The following is a 22928-nucleotide window of genomic DNA, read 5'->3' as shown; positions in this document are numbered from 1 at the left end:
CATGGGTATTGATCTTCCACTAATCTGGGCCGTGATCATCATCTTCGGCATCATGATGTACGTGGTCATGGATGGCTTCGACCTGGGGATCGGCATTCTCTTCCCCTTCATCAAGGATGACCGCGACCGCGACGTGATGATGAACACCGTCGCGCCGGTCTGGGACGGTAACGAGACCTGGCTGGTCCTCGGCGGCGCGGCCTTGTTCGGCGCGTTTCCGCTGGCTTATTCGGTGGTGCTGTCGGCGCTCTACCTGCCATTGATCCTGATGCTGATCGGGCTGATCTTCCGCGGCGTGGCCTTCGAGTTTCGCTTCAAGGCCAAGGAGCACAAGCGGCATATCTGGGACAAGGCCTTTATCGGCGGCTCGCTGACCGCGACCTTCTTCCAGGGGGTGGCGCTGGGGGCTTTCATCGATGGCATTCCGGTGGTCGACCGCCAGTTCGCCGGCGGCTCGCTGGATTGGCTGACACCCTTCACGCTGTTCTGTGGCGTGGCGCTGGTGGTGGCCTATGCCTTGCTCGGCTGCACCTGGCTGATCATGAAGACCGAGGGCAAGTTGCAGGAGCAGATGCACAACCTGGCGCGGCCGCTGGCCTATGTGGTGTTGGCGGTGATCGGGGTGGTCAGTCTCTGGACCCCGCTGACCCACGCCGAAATCGCCGCGCGCTGGTTTACCCTGCCGAACCTGTTCTGGTTCCTGCCGGTGCCGATCCTGGTGCTGGTGACGCTATACGGTCTGCTCCGGGCGGTGGCGCGCAATGCTCACTACACGCCGTTCCTGCTGACCCTGGCGCTGATCTTCCTGGGTTACAGCGGCTTGGGCATCAGTCTGTGGCCGAACATCGTGCCGCCGTCGATCTCGATCTGGGACGCCGCCGCGCCGCCGCAAAGCCAGGGCTTCATGCTGGTGGGGACGCTGTTCATCATCCCGTTCATCCTGGGTTACACCTTCTGGAGCTACTACGTGTTTCGCGGCAAGGTGACCCACGAGGATGGTTATCACTAGCGCTCTGTGCCCGCTCCGGCGGGGGCGGGCTGGCTGGCGGTGACGTGCTTTAGACACGCCATCGTGCTTGAACGACGAGGATTGGGCTCATGACAGGCAAACCTTCTTTGCACGAAATCGAGGCGGCGGAAAAGAAACCGCTCTGGCAACGTATTGGCTGGCTGGTGATTATCTGGACGGGGAGTGTGCTGGCGCTGTTCGTGGTCGCCAGCCTGATGCGGCTGTTCATGAATGCGGCGGGGTTGACCACTCACTAGTCTGGACGCGGTCGCCGGTACCTGTGGGAGCGGAGCTTGCCCGCGAAGAGGCCCTCAAGTATGTCAAAAGCTTCGCGGCGGTGCGGCGATCCGACAAGCACCGCTCCCACATGTGGTACGGCGCTAGAGTTCGGTGGGTTGCGATTATTTGCGCGCCTTGAGAATCACGAACTTGGGCGTCGCCGCCACTTGTTCGACGCCTCGAAACAACCGCGCCAGCTTGCTGTGATAGCCCAGGTGACGGTTGCCGACGATATACAATGCGCCGCCCACCACCAAGGCTTCACGGGCCTGCTGGAACATCCGCCAGGCGAGGAAGTCGCCGACCACCTGCTGCTGGTGGAAGGGCGGGTTGCACAACACCACCTCCAGCGATTGCGACGCTTGCCCGGCCAGGCCGTCGTCAGCCCTGATCACCGCCTCGCGCTCGCCCAGCGCCGCCCGCCAGTTTTCCCGCGCCGATTGCACGGCCATGAACGACTCGTCCACCAGCGTGTACTGGGCCTGAGGGTTTTGCAGGGCGCTGGCAATGGCCAGTACACCATTGCCGCAGCCCAAATCCGCGACCTGCGCGCTACCCAGGTTGTCCGGCAGATGCGGCAGGAACGCGCGGGTGCCGATATCCAGGCCTTCGCGGCAGAACACATTGGCGTGGTTGAGCAACTCGATGGCGGGCTCGTCGAGCCGGTAGCGCGTCGGGTAGGGCGATACTGCCGGCTCCCGTGCCTCGGGCATGGCGATCAGCAGGCGGGCCTTCTTCACCGCCAGGGACGCCTGTACCGGGCCGATATAGCGCTCCAGCAGATCGCCGGCGGCCCTGGGCAGGTGCTTGATCATGGCGCTGGCGACCACCTGGGCACCCGGAGCCAGATGGCCTTGCAGGCGAATCAACTGCTCTTCCAGCAGGGCGAGGGTCTTCGGCACACGGATCAACACCCGGTCGAATGGCCCGACCCAGGCCTCACTGGCGGGAACGTGAGGCACCGCATCGAAGAGCTGGCCGTTGCGCACCAGGTTTTTCTCCAGGGCCAGGGCGCCGAGGAACGAGTCGCCGCTGCTGGTCACCCGGACATGCCCGGCCAGGCTGCTGGCCAGGGCGCCGAAGCTGTCGTTGAGCACCAGCACCCGGGTTTCGGCCGACACACCCTGCTGCGCCAGATGGGCGAGCAGGTACTCATCCGCGGCATCGAAGGCTTGCAGCGGCTCGTTCTGTTGTTCGGGCTGGCGGATCAGGTCGAGTCGGGCAAACGGGCTTTCTAGCAGGGGCATGGGGGGCTCTGGAGCGTCGATGTTGCCTCGTCACAGGTTGGGACAGGACAAGCGGGAATTAGAGAATTGAAGGATTTTACGTGGGTTTAGCGCGGATTGCCTGTTTCTTCTGAGGGCAGGTCCTTCTGCCCGGGTGCTCCATGCTCGTTCAGAAAAGCAGCCCTGATTTGGCGGCACACAAGACGGCGGAAGCTTTGTTGTTGACCCCGAACTTCCTCATGATGGTGCTCATGTGAAAGCCCACGGTACGCGTTGTCAGGTGGAGAATGTCGGCAATCTCGGAGGCGGTCTTGCCTTCCGCGGTCCACTTCATGATCTCGGCTTCGCGCGGCGACAACGGGTAGCTGGTGTCCGACCTCTGGGTCGGCAGCAGCTTGTCTGCCAGCGCTGAATGCAGCCAGTTGCACAGCCAGAGGACTTGCCCGGCCTTGCTGTAGAACTCATCGGTGGTAATCGGGACCGAATTGCGCGCCAGACTCAAGGTGCTGACGATGCCGCGAACGTCATGGACTGACTGTGAGCATCCTTGTCTCAACCCATGCTCTTGCATGTCTCTCCAGAGTGTTGGCGTGGATTGAAAGACCTCCGGGGACCAGAGGATCGGGAATACCGAGCGATGACAGTGGAACACCAGCGGGTCGATCGTTTGGTAGTTATTGCGTTGATAGCATCTGTTCCATTCGTTTGGGTAGTTGTTGAAGTGTGTGCTGTTTGTTGGGTGGCTTCCGAGTAGGGTGGTTATTCTGAATGATGCGTAGGTGAAGCCAATTTGCACGGCCAGATTGAAAACTGCGTTGAAGATTGCCTGTTCTTCTTTTTCACTCATGAGCTGATGCAGTTGATTATCCTGCCAGTTCTCCATTGAAGTGCCCTTCCGTGATTGCGTGTAACGGTCGAAGGTGACGGAAGTAGTGTAGGAAATATCCGCCTTGGCAGCCGATATTTTTGGCCCCTGGGCGATATTTTTATAGTCTTTAAAATTCCGCAGTTATCGCTTGTTGTACTGTGGTTAAGGGCGTTTTGCTATCATTTTGGAAATTGTTCTTGGGTGGCAGGCTGGCACTGGAAGTGCTACCTTTAGACACTGTTTAAGTGTCTGTTTGTGAATGTGTATTGAGTGCGGGGTAAATATATATACATAAGTTGTTGTTTTCAGTGGTTCATGTACGTGTGCTTTAAATATGTACAGCTTTTTAAAAAATCCTATACCACTACAAACCATCGGTGTTTCTCCGCGGCTCTTTGCGCGACACTGACGTTCACTGCCTCACGGAGAGCGTCATGACCGCCAGCGCCGAGAAGTTCACCCGCCAGACCCTGCTCGGGGTCCAGCCCTTGACGCCCAGCCTGTTCACCTTGCGGGCCAGCCGTGATGCCGGCTTTCGTTTTCAGGCCGGTCAGTTCGCCCGCCTTGGCGTGAGCAAAGCCAACGGCAGTGTCGTGTGGCGCGCCTATTCGATGGTGTCCTCGCCCCATGACGAGTTCCTTGAGTTTTTTTCCATCGTTGTGCCCGAGGGTGAGTTCACCAGCGAGCTGAGTCGCCTGCAGGAGGGCGACACCTTGCTGGTCGACAAGCAGGCGTTCGGCTTCCTGACTCTGGACCGTTTTGTCGGCGGGCGTGACCTCTGGCTGCTGGCCACGGGTACCGGTATCGCACCGTTCCTGTCGATCCTGCAGGATTTCGAGGCCTGGGAGCGCTACGAGCGAATCATCCTGGTCTACAGTGTCCGCGAGGCGGCCGAGCTGGCTTATCAGGAGCTGATCGCCGGCCTGGCCGGGCGTGATTACCTGGCTGAGCACGGGCACAAGCTGCAGTTCATTGCAACGGTCACCCGTGAGCAGTGCCCGGGGCTGTTGAATGGGCGCATTACCCAGTTGATCGAGAGCGGCGAGCTGGAACGGGTGACGGGTGTGGCGCTGTCAGCCGAGCATTCGCGGGTGATGCTGTGCGGCAACCCACAGATGATCGATGACACCCGGGCGCTGCTCAAGCAACGGGGCTTGCAGCTCAGTCTGAGCCGGCGTCCCGGACAGGTGGCGGTGGAGAATTACTGGTAGGCGGAGGGGCCTGCAAAAACGCTTGGGAAATTTGCAATACCGGCTTTTGAACACCCGCGAACCTGCAGGAGTCCGGCTGGCCGGCGCTGGCGTGCGCAAGATCGCCAGTGCTGGCCAGCCGGACGCCTACAAGAGCACGCGGTGTGGCTTCAGGGCTTGTTGGCCTGCGCCTTGAGCAGGTCGCGGATCTCGCCCAGCAGCTCCTCTTCCTTGGTCGGGACCGGCGGCAGGGTCGGGGCTACCGCCTCTTCGCGCTTGAGCCGATTGATGGCCTTGACCCCTATGAAAATGGCAAAGGCGACGATGATGAAGTCGATGCAGGTCTGAATGAATTTGCCATAAGCCAGTACCACGGCAGGCACATTGCCGTCGGCGGCTTTCAAGGTAATGGCCAGGGCACCGAAGTCCACTCCGCCGATGAGCAGCCCGATCGGTGGCATCACCACATCGCCGACAAACGACGAAACGATCTTGCCGAAAGCGGCCCCGATGATGATACCAACGGCCATGTCGACCACATTGCCCTTGACCGCGAAGGCCTTGAACTCACTGAGCACGCTCATAGGTTATTCCTTGTTACAGATGAGTGGAGTAAGCGCAGTGTAATGGAGCCAAGCGCATCTTGCTGTGCGCGTGGGGCCGGTTGCGCCTGGTGTAATCGACCGATTGCCGGGGGGAAAGTTTTCAAAGTGCCATCAATCGCGCGAAATACGCGCCTTGGTGGAGGATGGCCCGTCTATACCCGCGACGGTAACTGGGACCTGGAGTTCGCCACCCCCCCCCCAGGGTTACACCGCGCTGATCGGCGCCAGCTGAGCTATCATCGCGGTTTTGCCTGGGGGTTCAGATGGCCAAGGCCAAGCGCATGTACGGCTGCACCGAGTGCGGCTCGACCTTTCCCAAGTGGGCCGGCCAGTGCGGCGAATGCGGGGCCTGGAACACCCTGACCGAAACCCTGGTGGAAAGCGGCGGTGCCGCGCCGCCCAGCGGTCGCACCGGCTGGACCGGGCAACAGGCGCAGATCAAGACCCTGGCCGAAGTCAGCGTCGAGGAGATCCCGCGCTTTTCCACCGCGTCCGGGGAACTCGACCGGGTGCTCGGTGGCGGCCTGGTGGACGGTTCAGTGGTGCTGATCGGCGGCGACCCGGGCATTGGCAAGTCGACCATTCTCCTGCAGACCCTGTGCAATCTCGCCATGCGCATGCCGGCGCTGTATGTCACCGGCGAAGAGTCGCAACAGCAGGTGGCCATGCGCGCCCGACGCCTGGGCCTGCCCCAGGACCAATTGCGGGTGATGACCGAGACCTGCATCGAAACCATCATTGCCACTGCCCGGGTGGAAAAGCCCAAGGTCATGGTGATCGACTCGATCCAGACCATCTTCACCGAGCAACTGCAATCGGCCCCGGGCGGCGTATCCCAGGTGCGTGAAAGCGCGGCCTTGCTGGTGCGTTATGCGAAGCAGAGCGGCACGGCGATTTTCCTGGTCGGTCACGTGACCAAGGAAGGCGCCCTGGCCGGACCGCGGGTACTCGAGCACATGGTCGACACCGTGCTGTATTTCGAGGGCGAATCCGATGGTCGCCTGCGCCTGTTGCGCGCGGTGAAGAACCGTTTCGGTGCGATCAATGAGCTGGGCGTGTTCGGGATGACCGATCGTGGTCTGAAGGAAGTCTCCAACCCCTCGGCGATTTTTCTCACCCGGGCCCAGGAAGAAGTGCCGGGCAGCGTGGTCATGGCCACCTGGGAAGGCACCCGACCGATGCTGGTGGAGGTGCAGGCGCTGGTGGACGACAGTCACCTGGCCAACCCGCGCCGGGTCACCCTCGGCCTGGATCCGAATCGCCTGGCGATGCTGCTGGCGGTCCTGCACCGTCATGGCGGGATTCCGACCCACGACCAGGATGTGTTCCTTAACGTCGTCGGCGGGGTCAAGGTCCTGGAAACCGCCTCGGACCTGGCGTTGCTGGCGGCGATCATGTCCAGTCTGCGCAATCGACCCTTGCCTCATGACCTGCTGGTGTTCGGCGAGGTCGGTCTGTCCGGCGAGGTACGTCCGGTGCCCAGCGGCCAGGAGCGCCTCAAAGAGGCGGCCAAGCACGGTTTCAAACGGGCCATCGTGCCCAAGGGCAATGCGCCGAAAGAGGCGCCGCCGGGGCTGGTGATCATCGCGGTCGCGCGGTTGGAGCAGGCCTTGGATGCGTTGTTCGAATAATGATCGCTTCACCCATCAATCGACATAAGGGAGTCAAGGGATGAAAGGTATCGGCTCTGCCGTGCTGCTGTTGGGATTGACCGCGTGGTGTGGCTTGGCGGGAGCGGCGGCGCAGGTGCCCGCCGGTTATCGCGTGGCCCAGCAACTGCCGATCGATGATGGCCAGGTGCTGGAGATCCTCGAGGATGTGCGGATCAGCCCGGATCTGCATCGCGACCTGTGGGGCAACGGCGCGGACCCGGAAAACCTCGAGGACGAGGTCCTCGCGGCGGATATCGAAAAAACCCCGCTGGTCGAGGCCCAGGTGCGTTTGCTGGCGGCGTCCGGTGAGGCGCTGGAGAGCAAAAGCCTGGGTTACCCGCTGGCCAGCGTCGAGAAAGCACCGCTGGCGGGTCTGCCAGCCCCGGCGTTTTTCCTGACCATCGATGAAACCGCGCCCATGGGCACTTACAGCGGTCCGGCCACCCAGGTGCTGATGCCGTCAGCGGGCAAGCTCAATACCACGGTCTATCGGACGCCGGAGGGCAAGAGCGAAGCGCTGTTCCTGGCCCAGACCGGCAAGGCGGCCTGGCAGGTCGGCGCGCCGGCGGCAGACGGTGTGGCACAGATCCAGCAGGTGTCATCGTCGCCGGCGGGCGAGGACGAAGAGTTTGTCACCATCTACCGCACTTATCGCTTCCAGGACGGCGCCTGGCAATTGTCGTCGCGGCAAGAGGAGGGGTATTGGGACACCGAGAGCGATTTTCCACAGCGGTCGGCGTTTCCCTGAACGATCCCGAGACCTGAACTGTAGGAGCCGGCTTGCTGGCGATGACGTCCATTAGAACGATACAAGGTTTCAGGGCCCCATCGCCGGCAAGCCGGCTCCCACATTAATTTTGCGTATCAGCAGCAAGCTGCCATGTTCCTACAGGTTGCGCTGAGGGGCAGGGGCTTTGTTTACAGTTCGATCAGTGCGCCCAGTTCCCGCTCAAGCTCCGCCGCGTCGGCGAGGTTCAGCTCGATCAGGCGCCGCAGGTGCTGGATTGACTCCAGGCCGATGTGCAGGCACTTGAAGCCCAGGTGGTCTTTTTCCCGGTGCACCAGTTCGGCATCCATTTCGACATGGGCGTTCGCCGCCAGGCGGATGTCGATGCGGAAGATGCCTTCGTTGCTGTCTTCCCAATTCCCGGGCCGCTGCAGCAGCAGTCCCTTGAGCGAAAGGTCGAGCAGATGCGCCGACCAGACGGTAGAGCCCTGACTGAGGGTGGTATCGGCGTCAAAATCGATGCGTTTGAATTGACGTCGATTGGAATGCGAGTCGCTCATAACGTGGCTCCTGTACGAATCCCCTGACTATAGCCGCCACAGCCAGCGGCAGCGAGCCGGCTTGCGATGGATAGCCGGATAGCACACGACTTGTGCGACCGTGGGCTATCGTTGGGGGCCATCGCTAGCTATCGCGCCAAGGCAGAAAAGTCATTCTCGACCCCTGTCAGGTATGGCCTTTGGCCCTGTAGGCGCTAAACTCAAGGTAGCTGTCTTTCTTGTCTTCTCTGGCTGGAATATAAAAATGAAAAATAATAATAGCCTGCTACGCCACTTACCCTGGCTGCTGCTGGCGATCGTTGGAGCGTGCGCCCTGGGCGTAGTGGCCTTGCGCCGCGGCGAGGCGATCAACGCCTTGTGGATTGTGGTCGCCGCCGTGGCGATCTATCTGGTTGCCTATCGTTACTACAGTCTGTTCATCGCCAACAATGTCATGCAGCTCGATGCCAATCGGGCCACGCCGGCGGTGCTCAACAACGACGGTCTGGACTATGTGCCGACCAACAAACACATTCTGTTCGGTCACCACTTCGCGGCCATTGCTGGCGCGGGGCCATTGGTCGGGCCGGTGCTGGCGGCGCAGATGGGCTACCTGCCCGGTACGCTGTGGCTGATCGCCGGCGTGGTGCTGGCCGGTGCGGTGCAGGACTTTATCGTTCTGTTCCTCTCTACCCGCCGCAACGGCCGTTCCCTGGGTGACATGGTCCGCGAGGAAATGGGTCGCATCCCGGGGACCATCGCCCTGTTCGGCTGCTTCCTGATCATGATCATCATCCTCGCGGTGCTGGCGCTGATCGTGGTCAAGGCCCTGGCCGAGAGCCCATGGGGCATTTTCACGGTGATGGCGACCATCCCGATTGCGATGTTCATGGGCGTCTACATGCGCTACATCCGCCCGGGACGCATCGGTGAGATCTCGATTGTCGGCGTGCTTCTGTTGCTCGGCTCGATCTGGCTGGGCGGACAGATTGCCGCCGATCCGGTCTGGGCCAAGGCCTTCAGCTTCACGGGCATACAGATCACCTGGATGTTGGTCGGTTACGGTTTTGTCGCCGCGGTATTGCCGGTGTGGCTGATCCTGGCGCCGCGCGACTACCTGTCGACCTTCCTCAAGATCGGCACCATCATCGCCCTGGCGATCGGCATCCTGATCACCATGCCGGTGCTGAAAATGCCCGCGCTGACCCAGTTCGTCGACGGTACCGGCCCGGTCTGGAAAGGCGGGCTGTTCCCGTTCCTGTTCATCACCATCGCTTGCGGTGCGGTGTCCGGGTTTCATGCGCTGATCGCTTCCGGGACCACGCCCAAGCTGCTGGATAAGGAAACCAACGCCCGTTACATCGGTTACGGCGGCATGCTGATGGAATCCTTCGTGGCCATTATGGCGATGGTTGCCGCTTCGGTGATCGAGCCGGGCGTGTACTTCGCCATGAACAGCCCGGCGGCGGCGGTTGGCAGTGATGTGGTGACGGTGGCACAGACCGTCAGCAGTTGGGGCTTCGCGATCACCCCTGACGCCCTGCTGGCCGTGGCCAAGGACATCGGTGAAACCACCGTGCTGTCCCGTGCCGGCGGTGCACCGACCCTGGCGGTCGGTATCGCGCAGATCCTCCACCATGTGCTGCCGGGTGAAAACACCATGGCGTTCTGGTACCACTTCGCGATCCTGTTCGAAGCGCTGTTTATCCTGACGGCGGTGGATGCCGGTACTCGTGCCGGACGTTTCATGCTCCAGGACTTGCTCGGCTCCTTCGTCCCGGCGCTCAAACGCACCGAGTCATGGACCGCCAACCTGATCGCCACCGGCGGTTGCGTGGCCATGTGGGGTTACCTGCTGTACCAGGGCGTAATTGACCCGCTGGGCGGCATCAACACCTTGTGGCCGCTGTTCGGTATCTCCAACCAGATGCTGGCCGGTATCGCACTGATGCTCGGTACCGTGGTGCTGATCAAGATGAAACGCCAACGCTATATCTGGGTCACCTTGCTGCCCGCCGCCTGGCTGCTGATCTGTACCACCACCGCAGGCTTCATCAAGCTGTTCGACGCCAATCCGGCTATCGGTTTCCTCTCCCTGGCGAAGAAATACAGCGTAGCGTTGGAGGCAGGGCAAGTGATTGCGCCGGCCAAGGACATCAGCCAGATGCAGCACGTGATTTTCAATGCCTATACCAACGCGGCCTTGACGGCACTCTTCCTGTTCGTGGTATTCAGTGTGTTGTTCTATGCCATCAAGGTCGGTGTCTCGGCTTGGGGCAACAAGGAACGCACGGACAAAGAAACCCCGTTCCAGGCCGTGCCTGATGCGTAAGAGAGGAATGCCAGCATGTTCAACGACCTGAGTCGCCTCGGTAAGTACCTCGGTCAGGCCGCGCGCCTGATGGTTGGCATGCCCGACTACGACACCTACGTCGAGCATATGCAGAACAAGCACCCGGACAAACCGGTCATGACCTACGAGGCGTTCTTTCGGGAACGCCAGGAAGCCCGTTATGGCGGCAAGGGCGGGCCGAAGTGCTGTTGACCCGGGTGATGCTCTCTTGAGAGCGTACCGGGTTATTCAAGGCTGAACACCGTCACTGTGGGAGCCCGGCTTGCCGGCGATGGCGATCTTGCGGATGCCATCGCCGGCAAGCCGGGCTCCCACAGTTTTTTAGCGTATGGGAGATTTTTGTTTGTCAGTTCCTATTCCTGTGACCGTCCTGAGCGGTTTCCTCGGCGCCGGCAAGACCACCTTGCTGCGCCATCTGCTCAAAGCCGAGCACGGCCTGAAAATCGCCGTGATCGAGAACGAATTCAGCGACGCCGGCATCGACACCCAACTGCTCGGTGCCGAGCCGGTGCAAGTGATGACGCTGTCCAACGGCTGCGTCTGCTGCACCATTCACACCGACCTGACCAAGGCCCTGTACCTGTTGCTGGAGCGCTTGGACAGCGGTGAGATCGCCTTCGACCGGTTGGTGATCGAGTGCACTGGCCTGGCCGACCCGGCCCCGGTGGCGCAGACCTTTTTCATTGATGAGGAGCTGCGCGAGCGTTACCTGCTCGACGGCATCATTACCCTGGTGGACGCGGCCCATGCCGAGCATCACCTGACCCAGACCATCGCCCAGGCGCAGATCGGCTTTGCCGACCGGTTGCTGGTGAGCAAGCGCGACCTGGTGGACGAGGCGACCTTTAGCGCCTTGAGCGAACGGCTGACGCGGATCAACCGCCGCGCCCCGATCCGCATCGTCGAGCACGGTAATATCGACCTGGCGGAACTGCTCGATGTACGTGGCTTCAACCTCAATGCCGACCTGGGCGGTGGCTTGAGTCTGCGCCCGGCCAGCAAGGCGCCGTCGATCGACCGCATCTCCAGCCTGGTGCTGCGCACTGCCGAGCCGCTGGATATCGACAAGCTCAGCGAGTTTATGAACGAGCTGCTGGAGGATCACGGCAAACAGTTGTTGCGCTACAAGGGCGTGCTGAATATCGCCGGCGAGCCACGGCGCATGGTGTTCCAGGGCGTGCTCAAACTCTACGGTTTCGACTGGGATACCGAGTGGGAAGAGGGCGCGGCGCGGGAGAGCGTGATCGTGTTTATTGCCGATGACCTGCCGGAAGAGAAGATTCGCGAAGGCTTTGCCAAGGTCGCGGCGGCCTGAGGCAATCAGTCAAGGAAACCGGGCATTGAAAACGCCGCATAACCTGTAGGAGCGGGCTTGTCGGGACGCCGCATCGCAGCGATGAGGCTCTTGAGCCTTGCGGCGCCTATCCGGACGCCATCGCCGGCAAGCCAGCTCCCACCTGGTCCGTGGCCAACCATGAGTTTGCGGGCGCCTAAATGCCCTGTGGGAGCGGAGCTTGCCCGCGAAGCTTTTGGCAAACTCAGGACCACTGCAGGACGGCAAGCCGATCCAGATACTCCGTCAACCGTCCGGCAGCCACCCCGCTATCACCATTCTCCACGGCAGTGACCAGGGCCTCACGCACCCGCCAATCCTCGACTCGCGCCGAATGTTGCGCCAGGGCCAATCCGGTCAGTGGCACCAGCCCGCTGAGAAAATGCGCCAGGGGCGCATTGCCAGCCATCCTCGCCAACTCCAGATGAAACTCACCGCCGAGTCTGGTCGCCGTGCTCTGCCGGCCCGCTTCAGCACTCTGGCGTTCGCGCGCGACCAATGTGCGGAGCGGCGCGAACGTCAGCTCGGAGGCCTTGGCGCAAACCAACTCGATAACGCTGATCTCGGCCAACCGCCGCGCTTGCAGGGTCTGGCGGATCTGTTCGGCATCCGGTTCGGCGACCCGCGCCCGTTGGTTGGGGCGGGTAAGAATGACCTGTTGCCGCGCCAGGCGGCTGATCACCCGCCGCACCTGGCTGCGACCCGCGCCATAGGCACGGATCAAGGTCTCTTCACTCAAGCCCTCGGCAAACTGGCGATCGAGAATGTCCTCGAACACCTGGGCGTAGAGCGTCTCGGCGCAAACGGCCGGCCCCTGTGGCAGGGCGAAAGTGCGCCGGGCGGTGAAAGGCAGGGGTGTCGCAACGCTGTTCATATCCGGTCTCCCCTTGGCGGGTGGGTTATTGCTCTGTACTGCCCAGATGGTCGTCCGGGATGGTGAGTTCGATGCCCATGCGCCGGCCTTCCTGGAGGATGTGCCGACGCATTTCCGCGCTGGCCAGCGCACTGTTCTTGTTGCGGATGGCGCGCACCACGGCTTCATTTTCCTCCAGCCGTTCGGCCAGGTGCTCCGGCGAGTTGCGCAGCACCTCGGCGCTCTGCTTGAGGGCGTTGCTGGTCTGCTGCACCACGTTCTGGAAAATCGGGTTGGAGGTCAGGGCGAACAGTTCTTCATGGAAGGCAATGTAGGCGTTCATCCCGGCTTCGCTGTCGTTGGCCTCCAGGGCTTCACGCATGTCCATCAGGGTCAGGCGCAACTGGCCGACCTCCTTGCTGCTGATGGACTGCGCCACCAGCCCGACGATAAACGGCTCCAGGGTGTAGCGCAGTTGCAGCACATCTTCGAGGCTGGCGTCGGCCACGCCGCTGTGGGCGGCCGAGGTTTCGCTGGGGGCGGCGTCGAGCACGACCACGCCTTTGCCCGGCATCGAGCGCACCAGACCGAGGGTTTCCAGTACGGTCACGGCTTCGCGCAGGCTCGGGCGGCTGATGCCCAGCTGTTCGGCCAGTTCACGTTGGCCCGGCAGCATCTCGCCGCTGCGCCACTGGCCGCGGGACAGGGCGGCGCGGAGTTTTTCTACGACTGAATTGACGACGGTTGACGAGCTAATCACGGTTCACTCCCAGATAAAACGGTCAGGCCACGACCCGAGGCCGGCGATGGTTGCGCGCGCCTGGGGCCGGTACCGGCGCCCATCCCTGGGCTCTTCGCATCAGAATTCCTGCTGATGAGCCGGTGGCACCGGCTTTCTTGGTGTAAAGGCATAACCTTGCTGGCCATCGAGGACCTTGTGGGCCCGTTGCACATCGATGTCCTTTTCCCAGCGGGCGATGGCCACGGTCGCCACGCAGTTGCCGATCAGGTTGGTCATGGCCCGGCCGATGCCCATGAACCAGTCGACCGCCAGCACCAGCACCAGCCCGACCACCGGGATCGCCGGGATGGCGGTCAGGGTGGCGGCGAGGATCACCAGGGCCGAGCCGGGAATACCGTGGGCGCCCTTGGAGGTGATCAGCGACACCAGCAGGATGGTCAGCAGGTCGGTCAGCGCCAGCGGGGTGCCAGTGGCGTTGGCGATAAAGACAATGGCCAGGGTCAGGTAGATCGAGAAACCGTCGAGGTTGAACGAGTAGCCGGTCGGGATCACCAGGCCCACCGTCGAGCTGCCTATCCCCAGGTGTTCGAGCTTGCGCATCACCTGCGGCAACACGGCATCCGAGGAGGCGGTGCCCATCACGATCAGCAGCTCTTCACGCAGGTACTTGAGGAAGGGCAGGATGCGCAGGCCGGACAGGCGCATCACCACACCGAGGATCAGCAGCACGAAGGTCAGGCAGGTCACGTAGAACAGCGCCACCAGGCTGCCGAGTTGGCGCAGCGAGTCCAGGCCGTAGGTGCTGGTGGTGAAGGCGATGGCGCCGAACACCCCGAGCGGTGCCAGGCGCACGATCATGCCCATGATGCGGAAGATCACGTGGCTGAGTTCGTTGATCAGCCGAGAGATGCCCGACGCCGACTCGCCCACCAGGTTCAGCGCGCTGCCGAATAGCACGGAGAACAGCAGCACCTGGAGGATGTTGTTGTCGGCAAAGGCGCCGATCACCGAGTTGGGGATCAGGTCCATCAGGAACTGCGTGGTTCCGCGCAGATGCTGGCCGCGGTCGGCGAGGTCGCCCAGGGCCACCTTGGACAGTTGCTCCAGATGAATATTGGCGCCGCTGCCGATGCCGGTGGAGAAGGCCAGGATCAGCCCGATCAGCAGGGCGATGGTGGTCAGGATTTCGAAGTAGATTACCGATTTGAGGCCGATCCGCCCGACCTTCTTCAGGTCGCCGGCACCGGAGATGCCGCTGACCACCACACAGAAGACGATCAGTCCGATGAGCATCTTGATCAGCTTGATAAAGCCGTCGCCGAGGGGTTTGAGCTGGACGGAAAATTCGGGAAGGGCGAGTCCGCAGATGATGCCGAGCACCAGTCCAAGGACAACCTGAAGGAAAATCGAACGCGAGCACCATCTGAGCATGGGGAGGATCCTGGTCGGCGTTCCGTGATCTGTGCCTGTGGCCGCAGCGTCGGAACTTAATTGTTGTGGTCTTACCGGTATGTCCAGTGCGAGGCCAGTCTACGCCCGATTTTTCCGGGATCACAAGCGGTTTTTCGTTAAATTGGTTGGACCGGTCTGACCAGTAATGCTGGTCCTGTAGGAGCCGGCTTGCCGGCGATGAGGCCCGCAAGCGCGATGCAAGCCTCAAGACCGCCATCGCCAGCAAGCCGCCTCCCACAAAATGGCGCTCCACCGTAAAGGCACTGCTTGGCTACGGGAGCGACGGACGGCGAGTTTTCTCCAGGCGAAAAAAAGCCCGGTCATGACTGACCGGGCTCTTGGGGTGCGACGGGGTGCGGGCTGCTTAAGCGCCGTAAACCGGCAGCTTGGCGCAGATGGCCTTGACCTTCGCGCGAACGGCGTCGATCACCGCTTCGTTGTTCAGGTCAGCCAGGATGTCGCAGATCCAGCCGGCCAGTTCGCGGCATTCGGTTTCCTTGAAGCCACGGGTGGTGACAGCCGGGGTACCGAAACGCAGACCGGAAGTGACGAACGGCGAGCGTGGGTCGTTCGGCACCGAGTTCTTGTTCACGGTGATGAAGGCCTTGCCCAGGGCCGCGTCGGCGTCTTTGCCGGAGATGTCCTGCTTGATCAGCGAGAGCAGGAACAGATGGTTCTTGGTACCGCCGGAAACCACGTCGAAACCGCGCTCGATAAACACTTCGGCCATGGCCTGGGCGTTTTTCACCACTTGTTCCTGATACGCCTTGAACTCAGGCTGCAGCGCTTCCTTGAAGCAGATCGCCTTGGCCGCGATCACGTGTTCCAGCGGGCCGCCCTGGGCGCCCGGGAAGACCGCGGAGTTCAGCTTCTTCTCGATCTCGGCGTTGGCGCGCGCGAGGATCAGGCCGCCACGTGGACCGCGCAGGGTCTTGTGGGTGGTGGTGGTGACCACGTCGGCGAACGGCACAGGGTTCGGGTAGACGCCGGCGGCGACCAGACCGGCCACGTGGGCCATGTCGACGAACAGGTAGGCACCGACTTTGTCAGCGATGGCGCGGAAACGTGGGAAGTCGAGGATCTGCGAGTAGGCGGAGAAACCGGCGACGATCATTTTCGGCTTGTGCTCGACCGCCAGGCGCTCGACTTCGTCGTAGTCGATCAGGCCGTTGGCGTCGATACCGTATTGAACGGCGTTGTACAGCTTGCCGGAGGAGGAGACGCTGGCGCCGTGGGTCAGGTGACCGCCGTGGGCCAGGCTCATGCCCAGGATGGTGTCGCCGCCTTGCAGCAGGGCCAGGTAGACCGCCGAGTTGGCTTGGGAGCCAGCGTGTGGCTGGACGTTGGCGTAATCGGCGCCGAACAGTTGCTTGGCACGATCGATGGCAAGCTGTTCAACCACGTCGACGTATTCGCAGCCGCCGTAGTAACGCTTGCCTGGATAGCCTTCGGCGTACTTGTTGGTCAGGACCGAGCCCTGGGCTTCCATCACCGCGGGGCTGGTGTAGTTTTCCGAGGCGATCAGCTCGATGTGCTCTTCCTGGCGCTGAGCTTCTTGCTCCATGGCGGCAAAGAGATCGGCGTCGTACTTGGCAATAGTCAAATCACGGCTGAACATGGCGGTCCTCAAGGATCGGGGGGGGGTAGAAAAGAAGCCATTCTAACCCAATGGGTTTTATCTGGCATATGAAAGGGTGTCATGTCGCGGATAAGCGGCGCTCATTTGGGGCGCCGCGCTGTCAGTTCCGGCCTCTTCGCGGGCAAGCTCCGCTCCCACACGGTTTATGCCAGACACGAAAACTGCAGGCGACCACGGTCACTGTGGGAGCGGAGCTTGCGCGCGAAGAGGCCGCTCCCACGCGGTTTATGCCAGACACGAGAACTGCAGGCGACCACGGTCACTGTGGGCGCGGAGCTTGCGCGCGAAGAGGCCGCTCCCACACGGTTTATGCCAGACACGAGAACTGCAGGCGACCACGGTCACTGTGGGCGCGGAGCTTGCGTGCGAAGAGGCCGCTCCCACACGGTTTATGCCAGACACGAAAACTGCAGGCGACCACGGTCACTGTGGGAGCGGAGCTTGCCCGCGAAGGCGTCGGGCCAGGCGCCGCAGGACATCAGTCGAACATGAACAGCGCATCATTGCTGAACTGCGCTTCAAAGCGATTGGGCGCCATCGGTCGGCCGAACAGGTAGCCCTGTACTTCGTCGCAACCGTGTTCGCGCAGGAAATCGAGCTGTTCGTGGGTTTCCACGCCTTCGGCGATCACCGCCAGGTTCAGGCTGTGAGCCATGGCGATGATCGCCCGGGCAATCTGCGCGTCCTGTTCGCCCGATGGCAGACCGTCGACGAAAGTGCGGTCGATCTTCAGCACGTCGATGGGGAACTGCTTGAGGTAGTTCAGCGACGAGTAGCCGGTGCCGAAGTCATCCACGGCGATGCTCAGCCCGAGGTTCTTCAGGCCGGCGAGGATCAGCATGGCCTCGCTGACCTCGCGCATCAGGATACTTTCGGTCAGTTCCAGCTCCAGGCAGGCCGGCGACACACCGGTCTCCTTGAGAATATTGGCGATCCGCGTGCCCAACTGGCCGTCGGAGAACTGCCGCGCCGAGATATTCACCGAGACCTTCGGTACCCGCACCTTGGCCAGGTGCCAGGCCTTGAGCTGGCGACAAGCTTCGGCCAGCACCCAGTCGCCGACATCCACCACCAACCCGAGTTCTTCCAGTACCGGAATGAAATCCCCCGGCGGCACCAGCCCACGGCGTGGATGGCGCCAGCGCAGCAGGGCCTCGGCGCCGGTCAGGCGTTTGCCATCGCCGCTGAACTGCGGTTGGTAATACAGCACGAATTCGTTCTGCTCCAAGGCATGGCGCAGGTCGCTTTCCAGCTCCAGGCGCTCCAGGGCGCTGGCGTTCATGTCGGCCTGGTAGAACTGGAAGTTGTTCTTGCCGCGTTCCTTGGCGTGGTACATCGCGGTGTCGGCGTTTTTCATCAACTGGCTGAGCTCGCTGCCATCTTGCGGGCTCAGGGCGATACCGATACTGGCGGTGACGAAGAACTCGCGGCCTTCGAGCACGAACGGCGTCACCAGGCTGGTGAGAATCTGCTCGGCCACATTGATGGCCCGGTTCAAGGCCACTTCCCGGGTGGCTCGCGGTTGCAGCAGCAGGGTGAACTCATCGCCGCCCATGCGCGCCACGGTGTCGTCATCGGCCACGCAGGCCAGCAGACGGGTGGCCATTTCCTTGAGCATGCGGTCGCCGGCGGCGTGACCGAGGGAGTCGTTGATCGGCTTGAAACGGTCGAGGTCGAGGAACATCAGCACCACCCAGGACTTCTGTCGCTCGGCCTGTTGCAGCGCGGTGTGCAGGCGGTCCTGGAACAGGGTGCGGTTGGGCAGGTGGGTCAGGGCGTCGTAGTAGGCCAGACGGTGAATCCGTTGTTCACTGGCCTTGCGCTCGCTGATGTCGGTGAAGAAACACACATAGCTGGCCAGGTCGCCTTCATCGTCGAGCACCGCGGTGATGCCGACCCAGGCCGGGTAGTGCTCGCCATTGCGCCGCTTGAGCCAGACTTCACCTTCCCAGGTGTTGTGCTGCTCCAGTTGCTTGAGCACATAACGCAGGTGGGCTTCCTGCTGGTCGTCGACGGTCAGCAGGTTGGGCAACTGGTCCAGCACATCGGCCACGGCGTAACCGCTGACCCGGCTGAACGCCTCGTTGGCCTGGACGATGTAGCCGGCCGGGTCGGTGATCAGGATCGCCGAGGTCGAGTGCTCGAAAACCGTGGCCGCCATGCGCAGGTCTTTTTCCGCGCGGCGTTGCTGGCTGATGTCGCGACCGACGCCGAGGATGCCCTCGAAGGCGCCGTGTTCATCCCAGACCAATACCAGGCGCAGCTCAATGGGGATCTTGCGCCCGTCGGCCTTCAGGCAGTCGAACAGGAACAACTGGGTCTGGACCTGCTCGCGCAGCTCGGCCAGGGCCTCGGGCTTGTTCAGCGCCTTGCTGACCCGCTCCATCAACAGGTAGATGCCATTGAGTTGCTGCGGGTTGGCGATGGTCGATTGCCAGCCATTCTGGAACACCCAGTCGACTTCGTAGCCGAGCACGGCCAGGACCGATGGGCTGACGTAGTTCAGGCTCAGCTGGCTGTCGGTGGAGAAAATCACGTCGCTGATGCTTTCGGCGAGCATCCGGTAGCGTTTCTCGCTGTCGCGCAGGGACTCGCTGGCCTCGATCTGGTCGGTGACGTCCTTGGCCACGCCGATGATCCGCGTGACCTGGTCGTACTTGTCCCGGGCCAGGGCCTGCTCGCGGACCTCGAAATGCCGCCAGTGCTCGTCGCGATGGCGGAAACGCAACTGGCACTGGAGCAACTGGCTGTAGCCGGCATGGCGCTGCTGCTGGCGCAGGCGGTGGTAGTGCTCGGCGTCTTCGGGGTGCAGCAGGATCTCCCAGAAGTACTCGCCCATCTGGTGCAGTTCGGTCTTGTTGTAGCCCAGGGTCTGGCCCAGGTGGTGGTTGCTGAAGATCATCCGCTGGCTGATCACATCCTGCACATACAGGTGATCCGGCACGGTACGCACCACGTCGGACCAGAAGCCCTCGCGTTCCAGCAGCGACAGTTCGATGAGTTTGCGGCTGGTGATATCGGTGATGCTCAGGATCACCGCTTGATAGTCGCAAGGGGCTTCCGGCAGTCGCAGCACCAGCCACAGATGTTGGTCCTGGCCGCGGGCGTCGGTCAGCTTGATCTCCAGCTCCAGCTGGTTCTGGTGGTTGAGCAGTGCCTCGACCAGCGGGTAGCCGATCCCGGCGGCATTGCCCGGGGAGCCTTCGATCAGGCTGCCCCAGGCACTTTCGCGGGAGTCGACATTGAGCACGCGCAGGGCCACCAGGTTGACCTCGGTGACTCGCAACTCCTGCAACAACAAACGACGGTGTTCGGGGTCGTGGGCGATCCACTGCTTGAGCGATTCGTTGTCCAGCAGGCGATGCTGTTCGAGGAAGCCCGGCAGCCCGGACAGGTCGAGGACGCAGAGGGCAACACCGGTGCCTTCGAAAATATCCTGGTAGCGTCGGCGTCCTTCCGTGACCTGGTGCTGGCGCCGGCGCATGTTGAACAGCGCCAGCACCGGCAGCAGCGACAATCCCAGCCCCAGCAGGCACTTGCCGATCAGGGCCGGGAGCAGGTCCTCGACCACCTTGCGCGGGTCGAACAGGCCGCGCAGTTGCCAGTCGCTGTTGGACAAGGGGGAGACCAGCACGCTGTTGGCTGCTTCGTCGGCGTTCAGCGGCATGGGCGTGGGGGCGATGTCATCGTCCCGGCTGATCACCAGGTGATTGTTGCGGTTTTCGATCAGCCAGCTCGCGCCCGGCTCCTGGTTGCCCTGGCGGGTAAGGTCCTGGAACAGCCGCGGCGACAGGCGCAGGACCCAGTAGCCGTTGCTCTCGCCGCTGGCCTGCTGCAACAGCAGGTGCACCGCCGAGCCGTGATCGTCATTGGTGAAGTAGTAGGTCTGTTTACGGTTGCTGTGTCTGACCTGTTCGGCGAGGAAGGCGGTATCCTGGCTGTCGCTGGCGCTGTCGCCGATCAGGGTGCCCTTGCTGTCGAACAGGGCGATGCTTTGCAGGTCCGGCATCGACACGCGCACCCGGTCGAGCAAGGCCTGCAGTTCTTCGCGGTTGTTGGGTTTGTCGAAGATCGGTAGTAGGTTGAGGGCGATCTGCGCATTGAGCGACATGTTCAGGCTGACCCGTTCGGCCATGTCGGCGCTCGAATCGATGCTGTTCTGGCGTTGCAACTGGCGGCTTTGCTGGAATTGATCGATCAGTTGCCAAAACAGCAGGGCGAGCAGGAACAGCACCAGCGTGGCCAGTATGCCTTTGAGTGTCCCACGCAGAGGCGGAGCCGACGCAAGGACGGCTGCACGCGCGGACGATGGCGGATTGGCTTTGGTCAAACTGTGATCCTGCGGTTGGGCTGGATTGGCGCGACATGCACTATAAGCCGGACGCCCGAAGGGCGGCTAGCATGCCTTGAGTTGTGGCAAAGTGCCAGTCCTGATCGACCGAGCGGTTTGCCCTGTCTGCCGCATTCAGGTAGTTTTACCGGTTACGCGCCAGCAATTCACGCGCCCTATTCAAGGGTATCGACCGGTGCGGCCATGGATTGACCTCTTGGCTGGCACACGGGGCCTGTTCACTGCGGGTACCGCTCGCGCCTTTATTCATCCGTCACTGACGCTAGGTTCTCCATGGCTCAATACGTCTTTACCATGCATCGGCTGAGCAAAGTTGTTCCGCCAAAGCGGGAAATCCTGAAAAACATCTCCCTGTCGTTTTTCCCGGGCGCCAAGATCGGCGTGCTCGGCTTGAACGGTTCGGGTAAATCCACTTTGCTGAAAATCATGGCGGGTGTCGACACCGAGTTCGACGGCGAAGCCCGGCCGATGCCCGAGCTGAATATCGGTTATCTGCCCCAGGAACCGCAACTCGATCCGACCAAGACCGTGCGTGAAGTGGTCGAGGAAGCGGTCAGCGTGATCAAGAACGCCCAGGCGCGCCTGGATGAAGTCTACGCGGCCTACGCCGACCCGGACGCCGATTTCGACAAGCTGGCCGCCGAACAGGCCAAGCTCGAGGCGATCCTGCAGGCCAGCGACGGCCACAACCTGGAGCGCCAGTTGGAAGTCGCCGCCGATGCGCTGCGCCTGCCGGCCTGGGAGGCCAAGGTCGAACACCTGTCGGGTGGTGAAAAGCGCCGCGTGGCCTTGTGCCGCCTGTTGCTGTCGGCCCCGGACATGCTGCTGCTCGACGAACCGACCAACCACCTGGATGCCGATTCCGTGGCCTGGCTGGAGCACTTCCTGCACGATTTCCCGGGCACCGTGGTAGCGATTACCCACGACCGTTACTTCCTGGACAACGTCGCCGGCTGGATTCTCGAACTCGACCGCGGTGCCGGTATCCCGTACGAAGGCAACTACTCGGGTTGGCTGGAAGCCAAGTCCGACCGTCTGGCTGCTGAATCCAAGCAGCAGTCGGCTCATGAAAAGGCCATGAAGGAAGAACTGGAGTGGGTGCGCAAAGGCGCCAAGGCCCGCCAGTCGAAATCCAAGGCCCGCCTGCAGCGTTTCGAAGAAATGCAGTCACAGGAATTCCAGAAGCGTAGCGAGACCAACGAAATCTACATCCCGGCCGGTCCGCGTCTGGGCGACAAGGTCATCGAGTTCAAGAACGTCAGCAAGGGTTATGGCGACCGCGTACTGATCGACAACCTGTCGTTCAGCATGCCCAAGGGCGCGATTGTCGGCGTGATCGGTGGTAACGGTGCCGGTAAGTCGACCCTGTTCCGCATGCTGATGGGCAAGGAAACGCCGGACTCGGGCAGCATCGAAGTCGGTGAAACCGTGCAGTTGGCTTGTGTCGACCAGAGCCGCGACGACCTCGACGGCAGCAAGACGGTGTTCCAGCAGATTTCCGACGGTTCCGACCAGATCCGTATCGGCAACTATGAAATCCCGTCGCGTACCTATGTCGGCCGTTTCAACTTCAAGGGCGGCGACCAGCAGAAGTTCGTCAAGGACCTGTCCGGTGGTGAGCGCGGTCGCTTGCACCTGGCGTTGACCCTGAAAGAGGGCGGCAACGTCCTGCTGCTCGACGAACCGTCCAACGACCTCGACGTGGAAACCCTGCGTTCCCTGGAAGAGGCCCTGCTGGACTTCCCGGGCGCGGCGATTGTGATCTCCCACGATCGGTGGTTCCTGGACCGGGTGGCGACGCACATCCTGGCGTATGAAGACGATTCGCAAGCGGTGTTCTTCGAAGGCAACTACAGCGAGTACGAAGCCGATCGCAAGAAGCGCCTCGGCGATGCCGCGGCCCAGCCGCACCGGGTACGGCACAAGAAACTGGCCTGATCGGTGTAGGAGCGAGCTTGCTCGCGATGGACTTGAAGACGCCACGGGGCAACAGGTGCCCCGTGTTATCGTTAACGACCATCGCGAGCAAGCTTGCTCCTATGTATGGACTCGCCCACCCTGTCAACACGCTTTTGAACACTGCTACCCGGTTGCATCTATGTATCAGGCC

Annotated in this window: 18 protein-coding genes; 9 read left to right on the top strand and 9 right to left on the bottom strand. The window is 62.0% G+C overall.

All coding sequences use genetic code 11. The features are described from left to right. Position 1 precedes the first annotated feature (1 nt). A complete protein-coding gene (gene cydB / locus AC07VG_RS28025) occupies positions 2-1009 on the top strand; it encodes a cytochrome d ubiquinol oxidase subunit II (protein WP_495004697.1) in 1008 nt (335 codons plus the stop codon). An 89-nt stretch (positions 1010-1098) separates the two neighbouring features. Beyond that, complete coding sequence (locus tag AC07VG_RS28020; protein WP_103498104.1) at positions 1099-1266, top strand: DUF2474 domain-containing protein; 168 nt, start codon at positions 1099-1101, stop codon at positions 1264-1266. A 144-nt stretch (positions 1267-1410) separates the two neighbouring features. On the opposite strand, the gene AC07VG_RS28015 is transcribed toward AC07VG_RS28020, so the two are convergent. Both AC07VG_RS28015 and AC07VG_RS28010 read right to left on the bottom strand, forming a co-directional pair. After that, entirely contained in the window at positions 1411-2535 is a 1125-nt protein-coding gene (locus AC07VG_RS28015; RefSeq protein ID WP_495004696.1) for a methyltransferase, read from the bottom strand. A 148-nt stretch (positions 2536-2683) separates the two neighbouring features. After that, positions 2684-3397, bottom strand: coding sequence for a helix-turn-helix transcriptional regulator (locus tag AC07VG_RS28010; RefSeq protein ID WP_495004695.1), 714 nt, complete (start codon positions 3395-3397; stop codon positions 2684-2686). Between the two features lie 419 nt (positions 3398-3816). Here AC07VG_RS28010 and AC07VG_RS28005 point away from each other — a divergent pair, with 419 nt between their 5' ends. Further along, complete coding sequence (locus AC07VG_RS28005; RefSeq protein WP_495004694.1) at positions 3817-4593, top strand: ferredoxin--NADP reductase; 777 nt, start codon at positions 3817-3819, stop codon at positions 4591-4593. A gap of 149 nt (positions 4594-4742) precedes the next feature. Here the strand turns inward: AC07VG_RS28005 and mscL are convergent, their stop codons facing one another. Continuing rightward, positions 4743-5156, bottom strand: a complete 414-nt coding sequence (gene mscL / locus AC07VG_RS28000; RefSeq protein ID WP_495004693.1) for a large-conductance mechanosensitive channel protein MscL — start codon at positions 5154-5156, stop codon at positions 4743-4745. Positions 5157-5440: 284 nt separating this feature from the next. Here mscL and radA point away from each other — a divergent pair, with 284 nt between their 5' ends. Beyond that, entirely contained in the window at positions 5441-6808 is a 1368-nt protein-coding gene (gene radA / locus AC07VG_RS27995) for a DNA repair protein RadA (protein WP_495004692.1), read from the top strand. A gap of 40 nt (positions 6809-6848) precedes the next feature. Further along, a complete protein-coding gene (locus AC07VG_RS27990; RefSeq protein WP_495022263.1) occupies positions 6849-7577 on the top strand; it encodes a hypothetical protein in 729 nt (242 codons plus the stop codon). A gap of 170 nt (positions 7578-7747) precedes the next feature. Here AC07VG_RS27990 and AC07VG_RS27985 read toward each other — a convergent pair whose 3' ends face one another. Continuing rightward, positions 7748-8116 (bottom strand): PilZ domain-containing protein, encoded by a 369-nt coding sequence (locus AC07VG_RS27985; RefSeq protein WP_495004690.1) that lies wholly within the window; start codon positions 8114-8116, stop codon positions 7748-7750. A 244-nt stretch (positions 8117-8360) separates the two neighbouring features. Here AC07VG_RS27985 and AC07VG_RS27980 point away from each other — a divergent pair, with 244 nt between their 5' ends. The 3 genes from AC07VG_RS27980 to yjiA all read left to right on the top strand — a co-directional run bounded on the left by AC07VG_RS27980 (position 8361) and on the right by yjiA (position 11763). After that, positions 8361-10427 carry a carbon starvation CstA family protein gene (locus AC07VG_RS27980; RefSeq protein WP_495004689.1) on the top strand — a complete coding sequence of 689 codons (2067 nt, stop codon included), beginning with the start codon at positions 8361-8363 and terminating at the stop codon, positions 10425-10427. Positions 10428-10442: 15 nt separating this feature from the next. Next, a complete protein-coding gene (locus AC07VG_RS27975) occupies positions 10443-10640 on the top strand; it encodes a YbdD/YjiX family protein (protein WP_017123431.1) in 198 nt (65 codons plus the stop codon). Between the two features lie 151 nt (positions 10641-10791). Continuing rightward, positions 10792-11763, top strand: coding sequence for a GTPase (yjiA, locus tag AC07VG_RS27970; RefSeq protein WP_495022262.1), 972 nt, complete (start codon positions 10792-10794; stop codon positions 11761-11763). A gap of 223 nt (positions 11764-11986) precedes the next feature. Here yjiA and AC07VG_RS27965 read toward each other — a convergent pair whose 3' ends face one another. The 5 genes from AC07VG_RS27965 to AC07VG_RS27945 form a co-directional block, all read right to left on the bottom strand. Continuing rightward, positions 11987-12655, bottom strand: a complete 669-nt coding sequence (locus tag AC07VG_RS27965; RefSeq protein ID WP_495004789.1) for a GntR family transcriptional regulator — start codon at positions 12653-12655, stop codon at positions 11987-11989. Positions 12656-12680: 25 nt separating this feature from the next. After that, positions 12681-13394 (bottom strand): FadR/GntR family transcriptional regulator, encoded by a 714-nt coding sequence (locus AC07VG_RS27960; RefSeq protein WP_495022261.1) that lies wholly within the window; start codon positions 13392-13394, stop codon positions 12681-12683. Positions 13395-13493: 99 nt separating this feature from the next. Continuing rightward, complete coding sequence (locus tag AC07VG_RS27955) at positions 13494-14807, bottom strand: C4-dicarboxylate transporter DctA (RefSeq protein ID WP_495004791.1); 1314 nt, start codon at positions 14805-14807, stop codon at positions 13494-13496. 385 nt (positions 14808-15192) lie between these two features. Then, the gene (gene glyA, locus AC07VG_RS27950; protein ID WP_495004792.1) at positions 15193-16446 is read right to left on the bottom strand and encodes a serine hydroxymethyltransferase; all 1254 of its coding nucleotides are present in this window, start codon (positions 16444-16446) and stop codon (positions 15193-15195) included. Positions 16447-16945: 499 nt separating this feature from the next. Next, entirely contained in the window at positions 16946-20797 is a 3852-nt protein-coding gene (locus tag AC07VG_RS27945) for a sensor domain-containing protein (protein ID WP_495004793.1), read from the bottom strand. A gap of 294 nt (positions 20798-21091) precedes the next feature. Here AC07VG_RS27945 and ettA point away from each other — a divergent pair, with 294 nt between their 5' ends. After that, positions 21092-22756 carry an energy-dependent translational throttle protein EttA gene (gene ettA / locus AC07VG_RS27940; RefSeq protein WP_495004794.1) on the top strand — a complete coding sequence of 555 codons (1665 nt, stop codon included), beginning with the start codon at positions 21092-21094 and terminating at the stop codon, positions 22754-22756. The last annotated feature ends 172 nt before the right edge of the window (positions 22757-22928 follow it).

It is taken from the genome of Pseudomonas sp. GW821-FHT03C07 (genome assembly GCF_059420925.1).
Note: the sequence above shows the minus strand (reverse complement) of the source record. Positions and strands in the feature narration are given on the sequence as shown.

Bases quoted from the DNA above. Each gene is read 5' to 3' on its own strand.
- AC07VG_RS27985 (WP_495004690.1), bottom strand. From the start codon at position 8,116: ATGAGCGACTCGCATTCCAATCGACGTCAATTCAAACGCATCGATTTT.
- AC07VG_RS27980 (WP_495004689.1), top strand. From the start codon at position 8,361: ATGAAAAATAATAATAGCCTGCTACGCCACTTACCCTGGCTGCTGCTG.
- AC07VG_RS28010 (WP_495004695.1), bottom strand. From the start codon at position 3,397: ATGGAGAACTGGCAGGATAATCAACTGCATCAGCTCATGAGTGAAAAA.
- AC07VG_RS27975 (WP_017123431.1), top strand. From the start codon at position 10,443: ATGTTCAACGACCTGAGTCGCCTCGGTAAGTACCTCGGTCAGGCCGCG.
- ettA (WP_495004794.1), top strand. From the start codon at position 21,092: ATGGCTCAATACGTCTTTACCATGCATCGGCTGAGCAAAGTTGTTCCG.
- mscL (WP_495004693.1), bottom strand. From the start codon at position 5,156: ATGAGCGTGCTCAGTGAGTTCAAGGCCTTCGCGGTCAAGGGCAATGTG.
- cydB (WP_495004697.1), top strand. From the start codon at position 2: ATGGGTATTGATCTTCCACTAATCTGGGCCGTGATCATCATCTTCGGC.
- AC07VG_RS27965 (WP_495004789.1), bottom strand. From the start codon at position 12,655: ATGAACAGCGTTGCGACACCCCTGCCTTTCACCGCCCGGCGCACTTTC.
- AC07VG_RS27990 (WP_495022263.1), top strand. From the start codon at position 6,849: ATGAAAGGTATCGGCTCTGCCGTGCTGCTGTTGGGATTGACCGCGTGG.
- AC07VG_RS28015 (WP_495004696.1), bottom strand. From the start codon at position 2,535: ATGCCCCTGCTAGAAAGCCCGTTTGCCCGACTCGACCTGATCCGCCAG.
- AC07VG_RS28020 (WP_103498104.1), top strand. From the start codon at position 1,099: ATGACAGGCAAACCTTCTTTGCACGAAATCGAGGCGGCGGAAAAGAAA.
- radA (WP_495004692.1), top strand. From the start codon at position 5,441: ATGGCCAAGGCCAAGCGCATGTACGGCTGCACCGAGTGCGGCTCGACC.
- AC07VG_RS28005 (WP_495004694.1), top strand. From the start codon at position 3,817: ATGACCGCCAGCGCCGAGAAGTTCACCCGCCAGACCCTGCTCGGGGTC.
- glyA (WP_495004792.1), bottom strand. From the start codon at position 16,446: ATGTTCAGCCGTGATTTGACTATTGCCAAGTACGACGCCGATCTCTTT.
- AC07VG_RS27955 (WP_495004791.1), bottom strand. From the start codon at position 14,807: ATGCTCAGATGGTGCTCGCGTTCGATTTTCCTTCAGGTTGTCCTTGGA.